General features: G+C 65.0%; 16 protein-coding genes, 1 pseudogene and 1 riboswitch. Of the genes and pseudogenes, 10 read left to right on the forward strand and 7 right to left on the reverse strand.

What is annotated here, in order from left to right:
• The first annotated feature begins 6 nt into the window (after window positions 1-6).
• Window positions 7-435 carry a hypothetical protein gene (locus IWX65_RS01655; protein WP_196880715.1) on the forward strand — a complete coding sequence of 143 codons (429 nt, stop codon included), beginning with the start codon at window positions 7-9 and terminating at the stop codon, window positions 433-435.
• Between the two features lie 116 nt (window positions 436-551).
• Window positions 552-620, forward strand: a riboswitch (guanidine-III (ykkC-III) riboswitch).
• Between the two features lie 10 nt (window positions 621-630).
• Window positions 631-945 (forward strand): DMT family transporter, encoded by a 315-nt coding sequence (locus IWX65_RS01660; RefSeq protein ID WP_026532556.1) that lies wholly within the window; start codon window positions 631-633, stop codon window positions 943-945.
• 153 nt (window positions 946-1,098) lie between these two features.
• Here the strand turns inward: IWX65_RS01660 and IWX65_RS01665 are convergent, their stop codons facing one another.
• Together IWX65_RS01665 and IWX65_RS01670 are read right to left on the reverse strand one after the other, a co-directional pair.
• Window positions 1,099-2,265, reverse strand: coding sequence for a cystathionine gamma-synthase (locus IWX65_RS01665; RefSeq protein WP_196880716.1), 1,167 nt, complete (start codon window positions 2,263-2,265; stop codon window positions 1,099-1,101).
• Window positions 2,262-3,668 carry a cystathionine beta-synthase gene (locus IWX65_RS01670; RefSeq protein ID WP_196880717.1) on the reverse strand — a complete coding sequence of 469 codons (1,407 nt, stop codon included), beginning with the start codon at window positions 3,666-3,668 and terminating at the stop codon, window positions 2,262-2,264. The genes IWX65_RS01665 and IWX65_RS01670 overlap by 4 nt, the downstream gene beginning before the upstream one ends.
• A 327-nt stretch (window positions 3,669-3,995) precedes the next feature.
• Here IWX65_RS01670 and IWX65_RS01675 point away from each other — a divergent pair, with 327 nt between their 5' ends.
• The 3 genes from IWX65_RS01675 (at window position 3,996) to IWX65_RS01685 (ending at window position 6,017) form a co-directional block, all read left to right on the forward strand.
• A complete protein-coding gene (locus tag IWX65_RS01675) occupies window positions 3,996-4,661 on the forward strand; it encodes an SDR family NAD(P)-dependent oxidoreductase (protein WP_196880718.1) in 666 nt (221 codons plus the stop codon).
• 64 nt (window positions 4,662-4,725) lie between these two features.
• On the forward strand, window positions 4,726-5,700 hold the full coding sequence (locus IWX65_RS01680; protein ID WP_196880719.1) for a DNA-3-methyladenine glycosylase family protein: 975 nt from the start codon (window positions 4,726-4,728) through the stop codon (window positions 5,698-5,700).
• A gap of 26 nt (window positions 5,701-5,726) precedes the next feature.
• Window positions 5,727-6,017, forward strand: coding sequence for a putative quinol monooxygenase (locus tag IWX65_RS01685; RefSeq protein WP_196880720.1), 291 nt, complete (start codon window positions 5,727-5,729; stop codon window positions 6,015-6,017).
• A gap of 114 nt (window positions 6,018-6,131) precedes the next feature.
• Here IWX65_RS01685 and trxA read toward each other — a convergent pair whose 3' ends face one another.
• Window positions 6,132-6,530: a thioredoxin gene (gene trxA, locus IWX65_RS01690; protein WP_196880721.1), complete on the reverse strand. Its 399-nt coding sequence runs from the start codon at window positions 6,528-6,530 to the stop codon at window positions 6,132-6,134.
• Between the two features lie 82 nt (window positions 6,531-6,612).
• Here trxA and IWX65_RS01695 point away from each other — a divergent pair, with 82 nt between their 5' ends.
• Together IWX65_RS01695 and IWX65_RS01700 are read left to right on the forward strand one after the other, a co-directional pair.
• Complete coding sequence (locus IWX65_RS01695; protein ID WP_196880722.1) at window positions 6,613-7,092, forward strand: DUF6314 family protein; 480 nt, start codon at window positions 6,613-6,615, stop codon at window positions 7,090-7,092.
• Complete coding sequence (locus IWX65_RS01700) at window positions 7,082-7,993, forward strand: alpha/beta fold hydrolase (protein ID WP_196880723.1); 912 nt, start codon at window positions 7,082-7,084, stop codon at window positions 7,991-7,993. The genes IWX65_RS01695 and IWX65_RS01700 overlap by 11 nt, the downstream gene beginning before the upstream one ends.
• Here IWX65_RS01700 and IWX65_RS01705 read toward each other — a convergent pair.
• Window positions 7,990-8,991, reverse strand: a complete 1,002-nt coding sequence (locus IWX65_RS01705) for an acyltransferase (RefSeq protein ID WP_334683589.1) — start codon at window positions 8,989-8,991, stop codon at window positions 7,990-7,992. The two genes, IWX65_RS01700 and IWX65_RS01705, sit on opposite strands and share 4 nt — an antisense overlap.
• 854 nt (window positions 8,992-9,845) lie before the next feature.
• Between IWX65_RS01705 and IWX65_RS01710 the strand changes: the two genes are divergently transcribed.
• Both IWX65_RS01710 and IWX65_RS01715 read left to right on the forward strand, forming a co-directional pair.
• Window positions 9,846-10,850 (forward strand): acyltransferase family protein, encoded by a 1,005-nt coding sequence (locus IWX65_RS01710; RefSeq protein ID WP_196880725.1) that lies wholly within the window; start codon window positions 9,846-9,848, stop codon window positions 10,848-10,850.
• A 551-nt stretch (window positions 10,851-11,401) separates the two neighbouring features.
• Window positions 11,402-11,605 (forward strand): hypothetical protein, encoded by a 204-nt coding sequence (locus tag IWX65_RS01715; protein WP_196880726.1) that lies wholly within the window; start codon window positions 11,402-11,404, stop codon window positions 11,603-11,605.
• Window positions 11,606-11,814: 209 nt separating this feature from the next.
• Here the strand turns inward: IWX65_RS01715 and IWX65_RS17635 are convergent.
• The 3 genes and pseudogenes from IWX65_RS17635 to IWX65_RS01730 form a co-directional block, all read right to left on the reverse strand.
• Window positions 11,815-12,189, reverse strand: a pseudogene (locus IWX65_RS17635) (OsmC family protein); the annotation flags it as partial.
• A 149-nt stretch (window positions 12,190-12,338) separates the two neighbouring features.
• On the reverse strand, window positions 12,339-13,721 hold the full coding sequence (locus IWX65_RS01725) for a hypothetical protein (protein ID WP_196880727.1): 1,383 nt from the start codon (window positions 13,719-13,721) through the stop codon (window positions 12,339-12,341).
• Window positions 13,722-14,064: 343 nt separating this feature from the next.
• A complete protein-coding gene (locus IWX65_RS01730; RefSeq protein WP_196880728.1) occupies window positions 14,065-14,781 on the reverse strand; it encodes a TetR/AcrR family transcriptional regulator in 717 nt (238 codons plus the stop codon).
• A gap of 211 nt (window positions 14,782-14,992) precedes the next feature.
• Here IWX65_RS01730 and IWX65_RS01735 point away from each other — a divergent pair, with 211 nt between their 5' ends.
• Window positions 14,993-16,489 (forward strand): amino acid permease, encoded by a 1,497-nt coding sequence (locus IWX65_RS01735; protein WP_196880729.1) that lies wholly within the window; start codon window positions 14,993-14,995, stop codon window positions 16,487-16,489.
• The last annotated feature ends 28 nt before the right edge of the window (window positions 16,490-16,517 follow it).

The raw sequence follows: 16,517 nt of genomic DNA on the forward strand, positions 1-16,517 counted from the left end.
GCGATCATGCCCAGCCGCAGGCCCGCACTTCCGCCGAAGCCTTTCACACTGCGCGCTGCCTTCGCAGTGTGGCTCGTGGTGGGCGTCCTACTCCTCGTGGCGGGAGGCACCTTCCTGTTCTCCGCGGCGGCCCAGGAGGAGGACCGCGCCGGGTTCCTCGGCCTGGGGGCGCTCCTCGCGGTGCTCGCCGTCGTGCAGTTGGCGCTTCTGCTGCGCCTGCGACGGGGAAAGCGTAACGCGCGGGAACTCCTGAGCACGCTGGGGATCATTGCGGGCGTGCCCGTACTGGTGCGCGGGACCCCCGGCCTGTCGGCGATCGCCGTTGCGATGCTCTTGGCAGTGCTGTTGATGTGGCTGCCGCAGAGCAGCGACTATTTCCAGCTCACCGAGCCGAAGGCGAAGAAGAAACTGCGCTTGCCGTGGCAGCGGCGTTGACGCGGTTCCGACGCGCCGACCGGGTCCCGAGCGCTACCGGCAGTCATCCTTTCGGTGGTCGAGCTATGCGTGGCCCGACGTTCTTGGCCTTCCCGCATGATGCGTGAAAAAATGGGCGCGAGTCCCTGATCAGGGCACTCCCGGACGATGGGTGCCGTACCCGGTGTGCGACAAGACGGCCCGTGGGAGATTGTCGTGGCATGGATCGTTCTCGTCATTTCCGGTGTACTGGAAGCAGTGTGGGCCACGGCCCTCGGTAAGTCCGAAGGCTTCAGTAAGCTCGGACCCACCCTCGTCTTTATTCCCTCGATTCTGGCCAGCATGGCTGGTCTGGCCTACGCGATGCGGGACCTGCCCACCGGAACGGCCTACGCCGTCTGGGTCGGCATCGGCGCGTCCCTGACCGTCGTGTACGCCATGGTCACCGGCGCCGAGGCGTCATCCCTTCTGAAGGTCGTGTTCCTGGCCATGATCGTCGGCGGCGTCGTTGGACTCAAACTCAGCCACTAGGGGCACCGGCCCAGGACATCGGTGACAGTCGGGGCGCCGCCGAGGAAAATCCCGGCGGCGCATCGCATGCCACCTTCCTGCACAATGGCACCGAACGAGCCGCCGCGGCGGAGCTGTCGCGATGGCTCGTGGCCGTCGTTCCAGAGGATCGCGCTAGCTGCGCAGTGCGGTGAGCGCCTGCTCCAGGTCCGCCAGGAGGTCCTCGACGTCCTCGATGCCCACCGACAGCCGGATCAGGTTTTCGGGTACGGCAAGTTCGGTGCCCTTGACCGACGCGTGGGTCATGTCCGACGGATAGTTCATGAGCGACTCGATGCCTCCGAGGGACTCCGCCAGCGTGAACACGGAGGTGGCTTCGGCCACCTTTTTCGCCGCTTCGGCTCCGCCCTTGAAGGTCACCGAGATCATGCCGCCGAAACTCTTCATCTGGGACGCGGCGAGGTCGTGGCCCGGGTGGTCGGCGAGGCCGGGATAGTACACATGCTCCACTTCGTCCTGCTCCAGGAGCCACTGCGCGATTGCCGTCGCGTTGGATGAGTGGCGGTCCATGCGGACGCCGAGCGTCTTCAGGCCGCGCGTGGTGAGCCACGCTTCCATGGGCGCCGACACCGCACCGACGGCGAACTGGATGAAGCCCACCTTCTCGGCGAGACCGTCGTCGTCCACCACGACAGCGCCGCCGCTGGCGTCCGAGTGCCCGCCGATGTACTTGGTGGTCGAGTGCACCACGACGTCGGCGCCGAAGGTCAGCGGCTGCTGCAGGTAGGGCGAGGCGAAGGTGTTGTCCACGACGAGGAGCGCGCCGGCGTCGTGCGCGAGCTGTGCGATGGCGGCGATATCGGTGATCTTCATCATCGGGTTCGACGGCGTTTCGACCCACACCATCTTCGTATTGCCATTCGCGATTGCCGCACTGACGGCGTCGAGGTCGGCCATGTCCACCGCACTGTTGGTGATGCCCCATTCGGACAGGACGCGGTCGATCAGCCGGTAGGTTCCCCCGTAGGCGTCATTGCCGAGCACGATGTGGTCACCCGGCCGCAACGCTGCGCGGATCAGCGCGTCCTCGGCTGCGAGACCCGACGAGAAGCTGAAGGCGTGCTTGCCACCCTCGAGGGCGGCAAGCTGGGTCTGCAGCGAATCGCGCGTCGGGTTGGTGCCCCGGCCGTACTCGTAGCCGTTGCGCAGCTTGCCGATGCCGTCCTGGGCGAAGGTGGTGGTCTGGTAGAGCGGCGGAATGACCGCTCCCGTGGTGGGATCCGGTGTCTGGCCGGCGTGGATGGCGCGGGTGTTGAAACCCTGGGCGTCAGAATGCGTCACGATGCTCCTGAGAATGGGGGTGGTTGGATGCTCATATAGGTCAGCAAGTCCTGGCGCGTAAGAATTCCCACCGGCGAACCGATCTGCGTCACCATGAGGGTGTCATGGTGCCGGAGCCGCTCGCGGGCCGCGTCGACGTCCTCGGATGAACCGATCAGCGGAAGCTTGCCGTCCATGTGGTCCGAAATCACGTCCGTCGGCTTCGCTTCGCCCTGGAAAATTTTCGCAGTGAGCGAGCGCTCATCCACCGAGCCCAGCACCTCGCCCATCCTGACCGGTGGCTCGTGCGAGAGGACCGGAACGCTCGATACCCCGTACTCGCCCATCATGGCGATGACGTCGCGCACCGTTGCTGACGGCCGGGCGTACACCAATTCCGGGGTGGTTCCCGTTTTCGAGTCCAGGACCTTCCCCACCGTGTGGTCGCCGCCATCCCCGTTCGAGAAACCGAGGGACTTCATCCAGTCGTCGTTGAAGATCTTGCCGAGGTAGCCACGGCCGCCATCGGGCAGCAGGACCACGACGACGTCGTCGGCCGTCAGGTTCCTGGCCACCCGCAGGGCGGCCACCACGGCCATGCCGCACGATCCGCCGACGAGCAGCCCCTCCTCACGGGCGAGGCGTCTGGTCATCTCGAAGCTCTCCGCATCGGTGACGGCGAGGATCTCGTCTGCCACCGTGCGGTCATAGGCATCGGGCCACATGTCCTCACCGACGCCTTCCACGAAGTAGGGGCGTCCCGTGCCGCCGGAATATACCGAGCCGTCCGGATCGGCGCCGATGATTCTCACGGCGCCGCCTTCACGGCCGGCCGATACCTCCTTGAGATAGCGTCCCGTTCCGCTGATGGTTCCCCCGGTGCCGACCCCGGCGACGAAGTGCGTCAGACGCCCATCGGTGTCATTCCAGATCTCCGGACCCGTGGTCTCGTAGTGGCTCAGGGGTCCGTTGGGGTTCGAGAACTGATCGGGCTTCCATGCGCCGGGGATTTCGCGGGTCAGCCGGTCGGAGACGCCGTAATAGGACTCAGGGCTCTCGGGAGCAACGGAGGTCGGGGTCACCACGACCTCCGCGCCGTAGGCCTTGAGGACGTTGCGCTTGTCCTCGCCCACCTTGTCCGGCACCACGAAGACGCACCTGTAGCCGCGCTGCTGGGCCACGAGGGCAAGGCCGACGCCGGTGTTCCCGGAGGTCGGTTCGACGATGGTGCCGCCGGGCCTGAGCTTGCCCTCGGCCTCGGCTGCATCGATCATCTTCGATGCAATGCGGTCCTTCACCGATCCGCCCGGGTTCAGGTACTCGACCTTCGCCAGGACCGTTGCGGCGATCCCCTCGGTCACGGTGTTGAGTTTCACCAGTGGGGTGTTGCCGATCAGGTCGACTATCGAATTTGCGTACTTCATGCCTACAAAGTTACCAAGCGGCACGACGGCAGGGATCCACAGGTTACGCCGGAGGACGTTCCCGGACCTTTCGAAGCCCTTCGGGGGCGTCGCCGGCGGCATTCCCGCGACGCTGCAATCGTTCGTATGGTCCTGCACTCCTTTCAGCTCTACCTCAAGCGTGTCGCTCAAGACACGCCGCGTTTCGGGTGTCGATTCCGGGAAACGCGGCAAATCCGGTTCAGCATCCGGCGCCACAACGCCGACCGCCGCTGCTTCCGACTCCCGGGCCGCGTCCGCACTCTGGACCGGCGGAATACTCAGCCTGCCGACGGTCTTGCAGAAGATATGACTACTATCGCGATTATCGGAGCAGGATCAGGTCTCGGAGCAGCAGTAGCACGGCGGTTCGGTGCCGAAGGATTCGCTGTGGCCCTCATTTCCCGGAACCAGGGGCGCCTCGATGCGCTGGCCGAGGAACTGGGAAAGGAGGGCGTCCACGCGAAGGGCTTCACCGCCGATGTGCGTAATCCGGCGTCGATTTCCAGTGCACTCGAGCAGGCAACCGAAACCCTCGGCCCGATCGAGGTGCTGCAGTACAGCCCGCTGCCGCAGAAGGACTTCATGCGCCCCGTGCTCGAAACGACGCCGGCGGATCTCGTGGGGCCCATCGAATTCTCGATCTACGGGCCCGTGGCCGCGGTGCATCAGGTGGTTCCGGGCATGCGCTTCCTCGGCGAGAACCGCGGCACCATCCTCTTCGTCAACGGCGGCTCGGCCGTCAAGCCCGGCCGCAACGTGACCGGCACCTCGGTGGCCTTCGCCGGGCAAGCCGCCTACGCGGAACTCCTGCACGAGGTGCTGGGCGAAGAGGGCATCCAGGTGTCCCAGCTCATCATCGGCGGGCGCATCATCGCCGGCGATCCCGAGAAGGATCCGGATGTCCTCGCCGGCATCCTGTGGGACCTGCACACCCGGCGGGACCGTTTCCGGTACCAGGTCAGCGAGGACTGAGCCGGGGCCGCGGGCCCTGCGGCAGCACCGATCCTGTTCAGCAATCCCGTGGGACGATTAACGGGTGACCGTCCTGCCCACCTCCATCCGCACCGCCGGCCTGTCCGCGGTGTGGGAGCCGGAGGGTGCGTACAACCTCACGCGAACCATCGGGATTCTCCAATGTGGCGCGCAGGACCCGGCGCACCTCATCACCGGGGGCGTGCATTGGCTGGCTTTCCGGAACGACGACGGCGCCACCACGCTCCGGCTGCTGCCGCGCGGCACGCTCAACTCCGCGCGGATCGAAGCAGCGGCATGGGGCCCGGGATCGGAGCTCGCTCTGGAGAGCCTCCCCCGGCTCCTCGGAGCTGCCGACGATTGGTCGCAGTTCGACGATCCCGCCTACCGCGAGACCCTGCCCGCGCTCGCCCGCAAGGGCCGCTACCTCAACCCCGGCCTCCGCTTACCCACCACAGGCCGGATGCTTGACGCCGTCGCCCGCTCGGTCCTCGAACAGAGGGTGACCGCGCTTGAAGCGAAACAGTCGTGGCGGTACCTGTTGAACCATTACGGCGATCCCGCTCCCGGCGCCGGCGATTACGCTCCGACCGGGCTCCGGCTCCCCCCGACCGCCGGTCAGTGGCGCCGCATCCCTTCGTGGGAGTGGCACAAAGCAGGCGTGGATGCCCAGCGCTCGGGAACCATCCTGAAAGCAGCGCTGGTGGGCTCCGGACTCGAACGGCTCGCGGGCCTTCCCAATGCGGAGGAACTTCGAACCGGACTCCGCTCGGTTCCGGGCATCGGCGTCTGGACGGTGGCTGAAGTGCTCCAGCGGACACACGGGTGCCCCGATTCGATTTCAGTGGGTGATTTCCACCTTGCCGCCTACGTCGGCGCTGCCCTCACCGGCAAGCGGACGGATGACGCCGGCATGGTCCGTCTGCTGAAACCGTGGGCAGGCGAGCGGCAACGCGTGGTGCGGATGCTGTATGCAAGCGGTTTCCGGAAGCCCACCTTCGGCCCGAGGCTGCCCCCGGAGGACCACCGGCGAAGGTGAGGGATCACTCCGGCTAAGCTCGGGGAATGAGCAAACCTGTCGATGTCCTTGCCGTCTTCACCCCCAACGAGGGCGAGTTCTTCCGCGTGAAACTCGCGCTCGAGATCGCCGTGGAGCGGGTCACCGAGGAACCCGGCTGCATTCAGTACGAAATCACCGATGCCGCCCAGGACCGCATCGTGCTGACGGAGAAGTGGGAATCAACGGAACTGCTTGATTTGCACCTCGGGGGCCCTGCGGTTCAAGACCTGGGGGAGTCACTCAGCGCGCTGCTGGCCAGGCCCGCCGAAGTCACGCGCTCGGACAAGCACTCCTGACCTACACCCCGAACGACGGCTCCGCCCGCAAATGACGGTTCCGCCCAGAAACGAGGAAGCCCCCGCTCACTGGCGGGGGCTTCCTCGAAATCGGCTCGGTTCTCCTGCGAAGGATCAGTTCTCCTGCGAAGGAGCGGCCTGTCCAGTGCCGGCCGTCGCCTGCTGGGCGACCTGTTCGTGGACTGTCTTCATATCGAGGCCCTTGACGGCGTCGACGAGTTCGGTGAACTGGCTGGCGTTCATGGCTCCGGGCTGCGAGAACACGAGCACCTTCTCGCGGAACGCCATCAGGGTGGGGATCGAGGTGATGCCCGCTGCCGCGGCGAGGGACTGCTCGGCTTCGGTGTCGACCTTGGCGAAGGTGACGTCGTCGTGCTGCTGGGAAACGGCATCGTACACCGGCGCGAACTGCTTGCACGGGCCGCACCACTCTGCCCAGAAGTCAACGAACACGATGTCGTTGCCTTCGATGGTTTCGGGGAAGCTTGCTTCGGTGATATTGATTGTCGACATGCTTTAACGCTAGCGAAGATGCCCCTCGATGTCGCCCTCTGTTCGCTGAGGATGAAGGGGGCCGAGGATCAGGAGGACACCCTTGCCCGTCGAAACGCAGAGCTGCTTCCCGGTCGCCGATGCCGCAGCGTTCCTCCTCGGCACCTGGGAAGCCGAGCGCACCCTGATGGACAATGCGGGGAGCCGCCATGGCAGTTTCACCGGCACCACAACCTTCACGCCCGACGACGCCGGCCGCCTCTCCTGGTTTGAAACGGGTACGGTCTTCTGGCCGGATTTCCGTGGACCCGCCTTCCGGGAGTACCTTCTGGAAGCGGGACCTGTGCCTTCCAACCTCCGCGTGCTGTTTCCCGACAAGCGGCCGTTCCACGACCTGGACCTTTCAACGGGTTCCTGCACTGCGGAACACTGGTGTTCGCCGGATGCCTACCGAATTCGATTCACCGTCCGCACACCGGACATTATCGAGTATTCCTGGGATGTCCAGGGGCCAGCTAAGGACCAGTTGCTGACCACCGTGCTCCGACGTCGGAGTTTCCCGGCGTTGCCGCATGAGCTTTGAGGCCTCCGGCCGGGTGTCCACACCGGTCCTTGAGATCGCCTACGAAACGGCGGGGCCGGTGGACGGCCTGCCTGTGGTCCTGCTGCATGGCTTTCCCTACGACGTTCGCGCGTTCGACGACGTCGCCCCGCTCCTCGCGGAGCGCGGCCACCGGGTCCTGGCCCCCTACCTCCGCGGATTCGGTGCCACGCGCTTCCACGAAAGCGTCCCGGAGGGCGACGTCCCGCGGTCGGGACAGCAGGCAGCCCTCGCACAGGACCTCCTCGACTTCCTTGACGCCCTCGGGATCGGAAGCGCCGTCCTGGCAGGCTACGACTGGGGCGGCCGCGCGGCGTGCATTGTCGCCGCACTTTCCCCGGGGCGCGCGTCAGGGCTGGTGACGGCAGGCGGCTACAACGTCCAGGACATTGCACGGGCCATGGAACCGGTGGACCCTGAGGTTGAACGCTCCTACTGGTACCAGTACTACTTTTCCACCGAGCGGGGCCGCCGCGGCCTCGCAGCGAATCGGGACGCACTGTGCGAACTGCTGTGGCGGACCTGGTCGCCCGACTGGCGGCGCGCGTCGTCGTCGTTCCCCGCGAGCGCACCGAGTCTGCACAATCCCGATTTCGTGGATGTGGTCATCCACTCCTATCGGCACCGCTACGGCCTCGTCGAGGGTCATCCCCGCTACCAGGAGCTGGAGGATCGGATTGCGGCGCAGCCGGTCATTCCGGTGCCTACCATCGTGCTCGAGGCCGGGAACGACGGCGTCGGCGGTGCGACCAGCGCTGGAGACCGGCATCACTTCCGGGGACGGTACGAGCTACGGAACCTACCCGGAGTGGGTCACAATATCCCGCAGGAGGCGCCGGACGCCTTCGCCCGCGCGGTTCTTGACCTGCTCCCGCCCGGTTAGGCCTTGGCCCGTCGCGTGCCCCGTCCTAACCGTGGGATCCGCAGAACGCGCGGAAACTCGAACAGCAGCGTGACCGACGCGTGATCGCCCCGGCTGTAGACGTAGGCGACGCCCAGCGGGATACCGATCCCGAGGATCAGCAGCAACGGATACAGCAGCCAGGGGCTGGACAGCCCGACGGCATCGGCAAGTGCCACGGTGATCATGATCGGCGCGAGGTGCGTGACGTAGAAGACGATCGAGTTCCGGCCGACGAACTCGAGCGAGCGCCCGGTGCGGCCGGAAGGAATCAGGGGGAAGAGCCACGCTGCGAGCACCAACGCGCCCACCACGCCCCAGACGAACTGCGTCTGGTACAGCACCCCCACCTCCATGGTGCTGAGCCACGCGACGCTTGCGGCGGCCGCTGCGGAAAGTGCGACCACCCACCAGCTCCGGGTGAACCGCAGCGCCGCGTCCCAGTGCTGAGCGGTCCAGGCTCCAAGGAAGAAAAAGCCGAGAAGGAAGGTCAGCATCCCGAACATACCGCCGTTCGGCAGCACCAGGGAGGCAAGGAAAGCAGCGAGGGATGGGTACAGCGGTGGAATCCTCCGCAGCGGGAAGGCAACCGCGTAGAACACGAGGAGGAACCAGAGATACCAGAGGTAAGTGGGAGGGAAGTAGGCGATTTCCGCAAGGTTGGCCGGCGTGAGGTTGGCGCTTGCCCCCAGGATGATGACCGACCAGATGAGGTAGGGCCAACCGACCCTGGCACCCTTGCCGGCGAAGTAGGTGCCGGCGGGCTTGCTCAGGGATCGTGGCAGGAGGATCCCGGACAGGAACATGAGCACGGGGATGCGGAAGGGTTCAAGGAATTGGTTGAAGGCCTCGATGGATGCGGGAATGCCGCCGTCCGTGAACCGCAGTGCCTCTCCGGCGTGGAGGACGACCACCAGCAGGATCGCTGCTCCACGCAGGCTGTCGAGCCAACCGATTCTCGTGCCCGTCGCTGCTTCGATTGCACTTCCCCGTCGTCAGCCCGCTCCTCTTGCTCTTGCTCTTCAGCCTAGGTGTTCTGCAACAGGAAATGGTCCCCCTAACCCGGTCTCAAGAGGCAGGGGGACCATCCGGCGTCTATAGCCGCCTAGGAGCAGCTCGACCGCTGCGGTGCTGGGGTAGCCGCCGCGGGAACTACTCCCGGTTAAACAGTGCGCTTACCATTAACAGCAGTCAATCCCACACGGGCGGCGTACGCCAAGGGAGAAATCGGAAACTTTTCCGGGCCGACCAATTCCTGCAGATCGGCTGGAAGCGTGTACGGAAAACTGCCCTAAAACTGCGGATGGCGCTATTGTCGGCCGTTACGGATGGGGATACTGTGGCAGCTGTTACTGCTTCGGGTCTCAGGAATGTGCGAGGAAGTAACAGGGGGGTCCGTCCGGTGCTGGAGACAGGGGCGGGCCCCTCCTTTTACCGTCCTGGCAATGACGCGAGTGTTAGGAGACACGTTGTGATCATCACCCTCCCCGTCGAAGTCGGCGAGCAAGTAGCCTGTCCCCACCAGTATGTGGGTACCTGCCCGGACTGTCCGAAGAAGCCGTAGCGGCGCCGTTGTCCGCCGCTTCCGGAGGGTAAGAAGAGACCCGTCAGGGCTTTTCCTGCAGCCCGAACGAGACCAACGGTCGTCATCACTGCCTCGCGGGAATCGGCAGGTAGGAGACTCGCTTCTGCCGTAGGCAACGGATGGGGCACCGGGAAAGGTCTCCCCGGTGAGCAGACAAAAGGCAAACCCAAGAGATCACCCAGATTCGAAGAATCACCCAAGGGGCCTCGCTTACCCTTAATACGGATCGATTCGACCTGGGAGGAATGCTTGGCGACCCTGCACGCAACAACACCAACCGCCACTGTGGCCCGATCCGGAGCCATCGATGCTCTCCGCGTCTTCGCGGTCGTCGGGATCGTTACCGGGCACGTCTGGACGGGCCCCCTCATCGACGCCGGCCTCTACACATGGCACGTACCTGCGTTCTTCCTGCTATCCGGGTACCTCTGGAAGAGCCGGAAACCGGACGCCCGACGGGCTGTCGCAGCGGAAGCGAAGAAGCGATTCCGGACCATTCTGACGCCCTACTTCGCATGGTTGGTCGTGACCCTCCTCGTTCACGTCGCCATCCACAACCACCGCGGCACGCTTACTCCGGAAGCTGTGACCCTGCCTCTTATCGGCGGGTCCCTCAACGCGGGGCCCTTCGGGGCCTACTGGTTCATGCCTGCACTATTCATTTCGGCCGTCATGTTCCGGGCACTCGAGCGTGTTCCCCTTGTCCTTCGGGTCGCGATCATCGGCGGGATCACAGTTGTCACCCACCTCTTCGGGGACGTTCTCGCCCTGCTGCCCATGTCGCTCGGGGTCGCCGGATCCGCGCTCATCTTCATGCTCGCAGGTCAAGGACTGCAGCACTTCCGTGCCCGGGTGCAGGGGCCGATCCGATTCGGAGCGGCGTGCCTCCTTGTGGGTACCGCCCCTATCCTCGCCGGGATGTCAGCACCACTGGACATGAAGTACGGCGAGCTCGGCACGCCTGTTCTCAGTGTTGTCGCAGCGGTGCTGATCAGCTTTGGCCTCCTCTTGATTCTCGAGGGCGTGTTCTCCCGGCTGCCCGGATGGGTTCACGCGATTTCCACGAGGCTTGCCGTGGGGTGCCTGATGGTGGTGCTGACCCACACGTACGTCCTATGGTTGCTCGCGATTCCAGACACGGGGCGATCCTTCTGGGTGCTGATCGCCGCGGTGGTCTTGCCATGGGCAGTCGCTATGATCCTCAACCGGACGACGCTCTCCCAAGTCTTCCTCGGAACACCACGCGCCGCTTGAGCGTGAAGGGCACCCACCCGCACGAGGAGGACGGGACAACCTTATGTAACTCCAGCGTTTTCCCGCGCTGGCGCGCCGGAGCAAGCGGTCCGAGCTTCCACGCTGCTAGCCGTCCCGGTGGCGTTCGCTCCCGGCACCTGGCGGCGACGATCATGCTGCAGAACGGCCTACCGCTCCCGGTGGTATCCCGGATCCTCGGGCACTCCACAGGAACCGTGACTGCGGATCTGCACTTCGACGTCGTCATGGATTGGAAGCTGACGGGCGACGTAGGGACTGCTGAAGGTTGGGTCAACCAACCCTTCAGCAGTCCCGTTGGTCACTGGGATGGTGGTTGCAACCAGTACACGCTCCGGAATGACTCAGGCCCTCTCAGTCTGCGAGGCGCTGCCAGGCCCCACTCTCAAGAGGCAGTATTGACCGCCGCGCGATCCTGACCGACACGGACTCCAATCTGCCCCGTTTGTCACATGAGACCCATCAGAATAGGTGCATCATCGGGGACTGGGTTGGGGAGCATTATGCGGTGGATCAAAGAGAACAGAAGATTCATGCCGCCGGCATTCGCGCTCACCGCGGTGGTCGTGTTCTGGATCGTCGGAGCCGCCGGTGGGATGGGATTCCTGCACGACGCGCAATCGGCGATGGACATGCTGACCGGGCTTTATCTGATGCTCGCGGTGGTGGCCGTCTCGCTCATCGTGACGGTGCTGGCATTGATGGACCTGGCACACATCACCTCTGCCCGGAGGTAACGGACCGTCGCCTAGAAGCGGCTGATGCAGACCGGAGACGCCCTAGGTGTAGCCGTTGATCCCCCGCTCGCTGCACAAACTGATGATCCGCAGGGAACACATACCTCCATCACTGCCGAGGACCTAAATCTCGGGTGGAGCAACCTCCAGCCCGGAATTGACGTAATGGGCCCTTACCGGCGTTTCACTGAAACAGGCTCACGCCGGGTTCACTCCAAACCGCGTGGTCCGATCCGATGATCATGCAGCAGCTCGCGGTCTCCCCACGCAAGTAGCACCCGCTCCAATGCACGACGAAAGGCCCCAACTCCTGCGGGGGCTTTCGTCATCCAGGTGATACGAATCAGTCGACGGTGACCTCGATGTTGCCGCGGGTGGCGTTGGAGTACGAACAGACCCTGGTGCGCCTGCTCGACGAGCCTGTCCGCCGTCATCTGGTCCACGCCGCCGATCTCGGCATGCAGGGCGACGGCGAGCTGGAACGCACCCCCGTCGACCGCGTTGATGCTCACCTCAGCGGTCACGGCCGTATCGCTGATCGCGGCTTTGCTGCGACTCGCTACAAGCTTCAGCGCGCTGTGGAAGCAGGCAGCACACCCGACCGCGAAAAGCTGCTCGGGATTCGTCGCACCCCCTGAGCCGCCATCTCCGAGGGAACGGCGAGGTCAACGGCGAGCTGCCCGTCATCGGTGTGAGCCTTGGGACCGCCGCGGCTACAGTGGTTCTGCTCGTCTTATCCCTCGTCCTCGGCGTGGTCGTCGCCGTCGGCGTGCTCATGGGCGTGGTTGTGATCGGAGGCTTCTGCGTCGCCGGTCACGATGGCTAGCTCGTTAGGCGTCTCGGGCAGGTCGACGCTGAACAGGAGGGTGCCGGCGGCGACGTCGATCACGTGCAGTTTCTTGGCCGCTGGTTCTGTCACATAGGCGAATCCGTCAGCGCCGACTTTTACCGTCGGTGCGGGCGACTGCCATTCCTCGGGCTCCTCCCACGGCTCGACGACCTTGACCTCGTGAATGATTTCCCCGGTCTGCTCGTCGAGGATGTTCAGCTCCCCGTCGTAGGTCAGGACCATGGCTTCGCCCTCTGCCCCACGGGCCAGAGAGCGGAACGAGTACGCCGAACCGACATCAGCTGTCGTCATTGAGGCGGTGAGGGTATCGATCAGCCCGATGCGGGTGGGTCGCTCCTGCACGGCATCAGGGTCCGTCTTGTAGTCGACCAGTACGATCGGTGACTCGTGGCTGCCGAACTGGTTTCCCGAACGCTGGTATGCCTCCTCCACTGGCACCTTGTGGAATGCACCGTCACGGTAGACCACCGGTCCGTTCTCACAACCCAAGGAAACGACATCTCCCATGGAGGTGGGCATCGCGGTGGCTTCTCCGTGCACGCCTGGGCAGTCCGTCGTTTCTGCAAGGACCTCCCCGTCAGAGGAGACGACCTGGACGGTATTGCTCGATTCCTCCGTGCCCTGCGTCAGAAGAAGATCCCCGCTGCTCAGCGGAACGGCAACGCCGTGGTGCGCAGCGTCCGCGGAACGTTCCTCAACCTCGTCCGCGCTCACCTCACCGTCGCTGAACGCGGCGGAGTCCATCACGGTGATGCCTCCGCTTCCGTCAGCGAAGAGCGCCGTTTTACCTTCGTGCGTGACGACGTGTCCGGCCTCGGGGGCCTCGACAGCGGAGCCGGTCAGCACCGGTGCCTGCTCATAGTAGTGATCGTGATCCCCGTGCCCTTCAACGATCAGACCGCTGTCGAACACGCGGAACTCCTCGCCTGCACTGACAAGGACGTGCCGCCCGTCGCCGGCATTGTTGAGCCGGAGGTACCCCTCCGACTCGGTGCTGGCCAGCACCTCACCGGTCTCGGTGTCGACGGTCACCAGACCACCGTCGTACGTCAGCACCGCGCGGGGGGCCAGAGCATCAACTTCCTGACGGCCAGTGGCCCCAGCAGAAGCCTCAGCAGTGGGTTCGGCGGTGTTCTCTGTGGCAGCGGAGGAATTCGTGGACGAATCGGCGTCCGGCTCGGATGAACCGGCGGTAGAACAGGAGGTCAGGACCAGGGCAGCAACCATGGCTGAGGACAAGGAAAGAGTTCGAGGGAAAATCGGCATGACAACAGGCTAAATGCAAATGTTTCTCATTACCAATAAGACGCAATCGTTCGATACTGCTCACTTCCCGTCATCGCGAATCATGCCGCAGGTAGAGCATCCCTCGCGCAGCAGGGCACCGCGACACCGCAGATTGTTGCACTGGAGTGTCCGTCAAAGGAATCCTGGGTTCAGCCGGACGCTCTCCGCTTCGACTGCATCATGCTTTCACGACCCCGGTTCCGTTACGCATGGCATTCGGAACTTCAACGAATGAAGGGCCGTGGTGAAGAATTCGTCTTAGCCGCTCTCGTCGTGTGCAATCCCTCGAGGTGTAGATACGGGTCCGAGACCGCCTCCTGCCCTAGCCCTGGTGCGCCCCGACCTCGGCGAGGTCCGGCAACTCTCGTCCGAGCCGCACGATGAGGGACCGGCTCTGCTCGCGGATCGTTCCGAGGATGCTGCCGGCACCGCACAGCACTAGGGCGGCGTCGGCCACCTGCAGCGGTGAGTGCGGCGTCACCTGGCCGTCGGCCCGGAGGCTCACGAGGGATTCGACCAGGCGGAAGGCCAGCTCGCCGTGGTGCCGGGGATCGCCCGGCCAGAGCGGTGCGGGAACAACCGCCTTGCCGAGCCGCTGATATAGTCCCCGCAACTCCTCCCGATCCGCGAGGAATGTGCTGAAGCGCTTATCCCGGGCTTCCGGCAGGTGGTAGAGGACCCCGATATTCCACCGCCCACTGCACAGCTGAGTCCCGTCAAAAAGGGCCACCGCGTGGAGCCGCGCAACGGGAGAGCTGGCGTCGTCCTCGTCGGCAGCGGAGGTTGCACGCGCGAAGGCCAGCCCTTCTGCGACCGTCCCGGCCAGGAGCGCCTCGAGGATGTCATCCTTCGTGGCGAAGTGGTGATAGAGCGATGACTGGCGGATACCGACGGCGCCGGCGATGGCGCGCGTCGAGGTGGTGGCGTAGCCCTGCGTAGTGAAAAGCTCGGCTGCCGCGTCGAGGATCTCCTCGCGGGCGGTTGCTCCGGGTCGGGTCGATTGTCGCGTACGGGGACGTCCCGGTCCGGTGAGGGTCACGCCCCTCATTCTTGCACCCGAAGAAACGGCTCCGGCGCGAGGCCGCTCCGCCGGAACCGCGAAACATAACGGTAACAAGCCCCTCATGAGCTTTTTACTTCCGTGAAACCCGTGTGGGACCTCGGATTGGAAAACTATCAAGTGACCGGTATTAGTCAGCACTCCCATCGCACCCACCGGCACCCACCCCGTTCACACCACGGAGACCCCGATGACGATTCCCACCGCGACACCCACGGACGACGCCGACCTCACCGCCCTCGGGTATGAGCCCTCCCTGCACCGCAAGCTGGGCCGTTATGCGTCCTTCGCGGCGGGCTTTTCCTTCGTCTCCATCCTCACCACCATCTTCCAGCTCTTCGCCTTCGGCTATTCGTTTGCTGGCCCCGCGTTCTTCTGGACCTGGCCCATCGTCCTCGTCGGCCAGTTGCTCGTAGCGCTGAACTTCGCCGAACTTGCCGCCCGCTATCCTCTGTCGGGCGCGGTATACCAGTGGGCGCGGCGCGTGGGCGGCGAGACGGTGGGCTGGTTCGCTGGCTGGTTCATGGCCGTGGCTCAGGTGGTCACGGCCGCCGCCGCTGCCATCGCCCTCCAGGTCGTGCTGCCGCAGCTGTGGAGCGGTTTCCAACTCGTCGGCGGCGACCCCGCCCTCAACACCGTTACGGGCGCCGCGAACGCCGTCGTCCTCGGCGCCATCCTCCTGGTAGCCACCACCATCATCAACGCGATGGGCGTCCGGCTCATGGCGCACGTGAACTCCGTCGGCGTAACCTGCGAGATCGTTGGCGTCATCGCCGTCGTCCTCGCCCTCATCACGGCGGCGCAGCGCGGGCCCGACGTCGTTATGGATACCACGGTGTTGCAGGGTTCGGATCTCGGCGCCGTGGGCGCGTTCCTGGTCTCCGGCCTCATGGCCGCCTACGTCATGGTGGGCTTCAACTCCGCAGGTGAACTCTCCGAGGAGACCAAAGACCCACGGCGCACGGCCCCGCGCACCATCATCTCCGCCCTGGTGATCTCCGGGATCGGTGGAGCCCTCATGATCATCACCGCCCTCATGGCGGCACCCAGTCTCGACGACGGTCGCCTCGCCACCGAGGGGCTCCCCTATGTCCTGACCGCGGTCCTCGGCACGTTCTGGGGCAAGGTGCTGCTGGTCGACGTCGCTATCGCGATCTTCGTCTGCACATTGGCCATTCAGACCGCCGGCTCACGCCTGGTCTTCTCGATGGCCCGGGACGGCAAGCTCCCCGCCTCCACACTGCTCTCCACTGTGCACCCCCGCCGCGGCACCCCGATGTGGCCGTCCATCGTCATCGGCGCCCTCGCCGTCGGCGTCCTGGCCATCAACGTCGGCAACGCGGCCCTCTTCACCACGCTAACCAGCGTCTGCATCGTCATGGTGTACATCGCGTACCTGCTCGTCACCGTGCCCCAGTTACTCAACCGGCTGCGCGGCGACTGGGACCGTGTGGGGCAGATCATGCCGTCCGGCCTCTTCTCTCTCGGCCGCTGGGGCCTGCCCGTGAACGTCCTCGCCGTCCTGTACGGAGCCGTCATGGTGGTCAACCTCGCCTGGCCCCGCCCCGAGGTCTACGATCCCACCGGCGAGAACGGGATCCTCCTCTACTCCGCGCCCCTGATGGTTACCGTCGTGCTGCTCCTGGGTTTGTGGATCCGCCGGAGCACCGCCGCCCGGGCCTCCTAGTACTTCGCTCGCAGGCACCAACTGCGCA

The sequence above is a fragment of the Arthrobacter sp. CAN_A214 genome (assembly GCF_015751955.1).
Classification (GTDB): Bacteria; Actinomycetota; Actinomycetes; order Actinomycetales; family Micrococcaceae; genus Arthrobacter_D.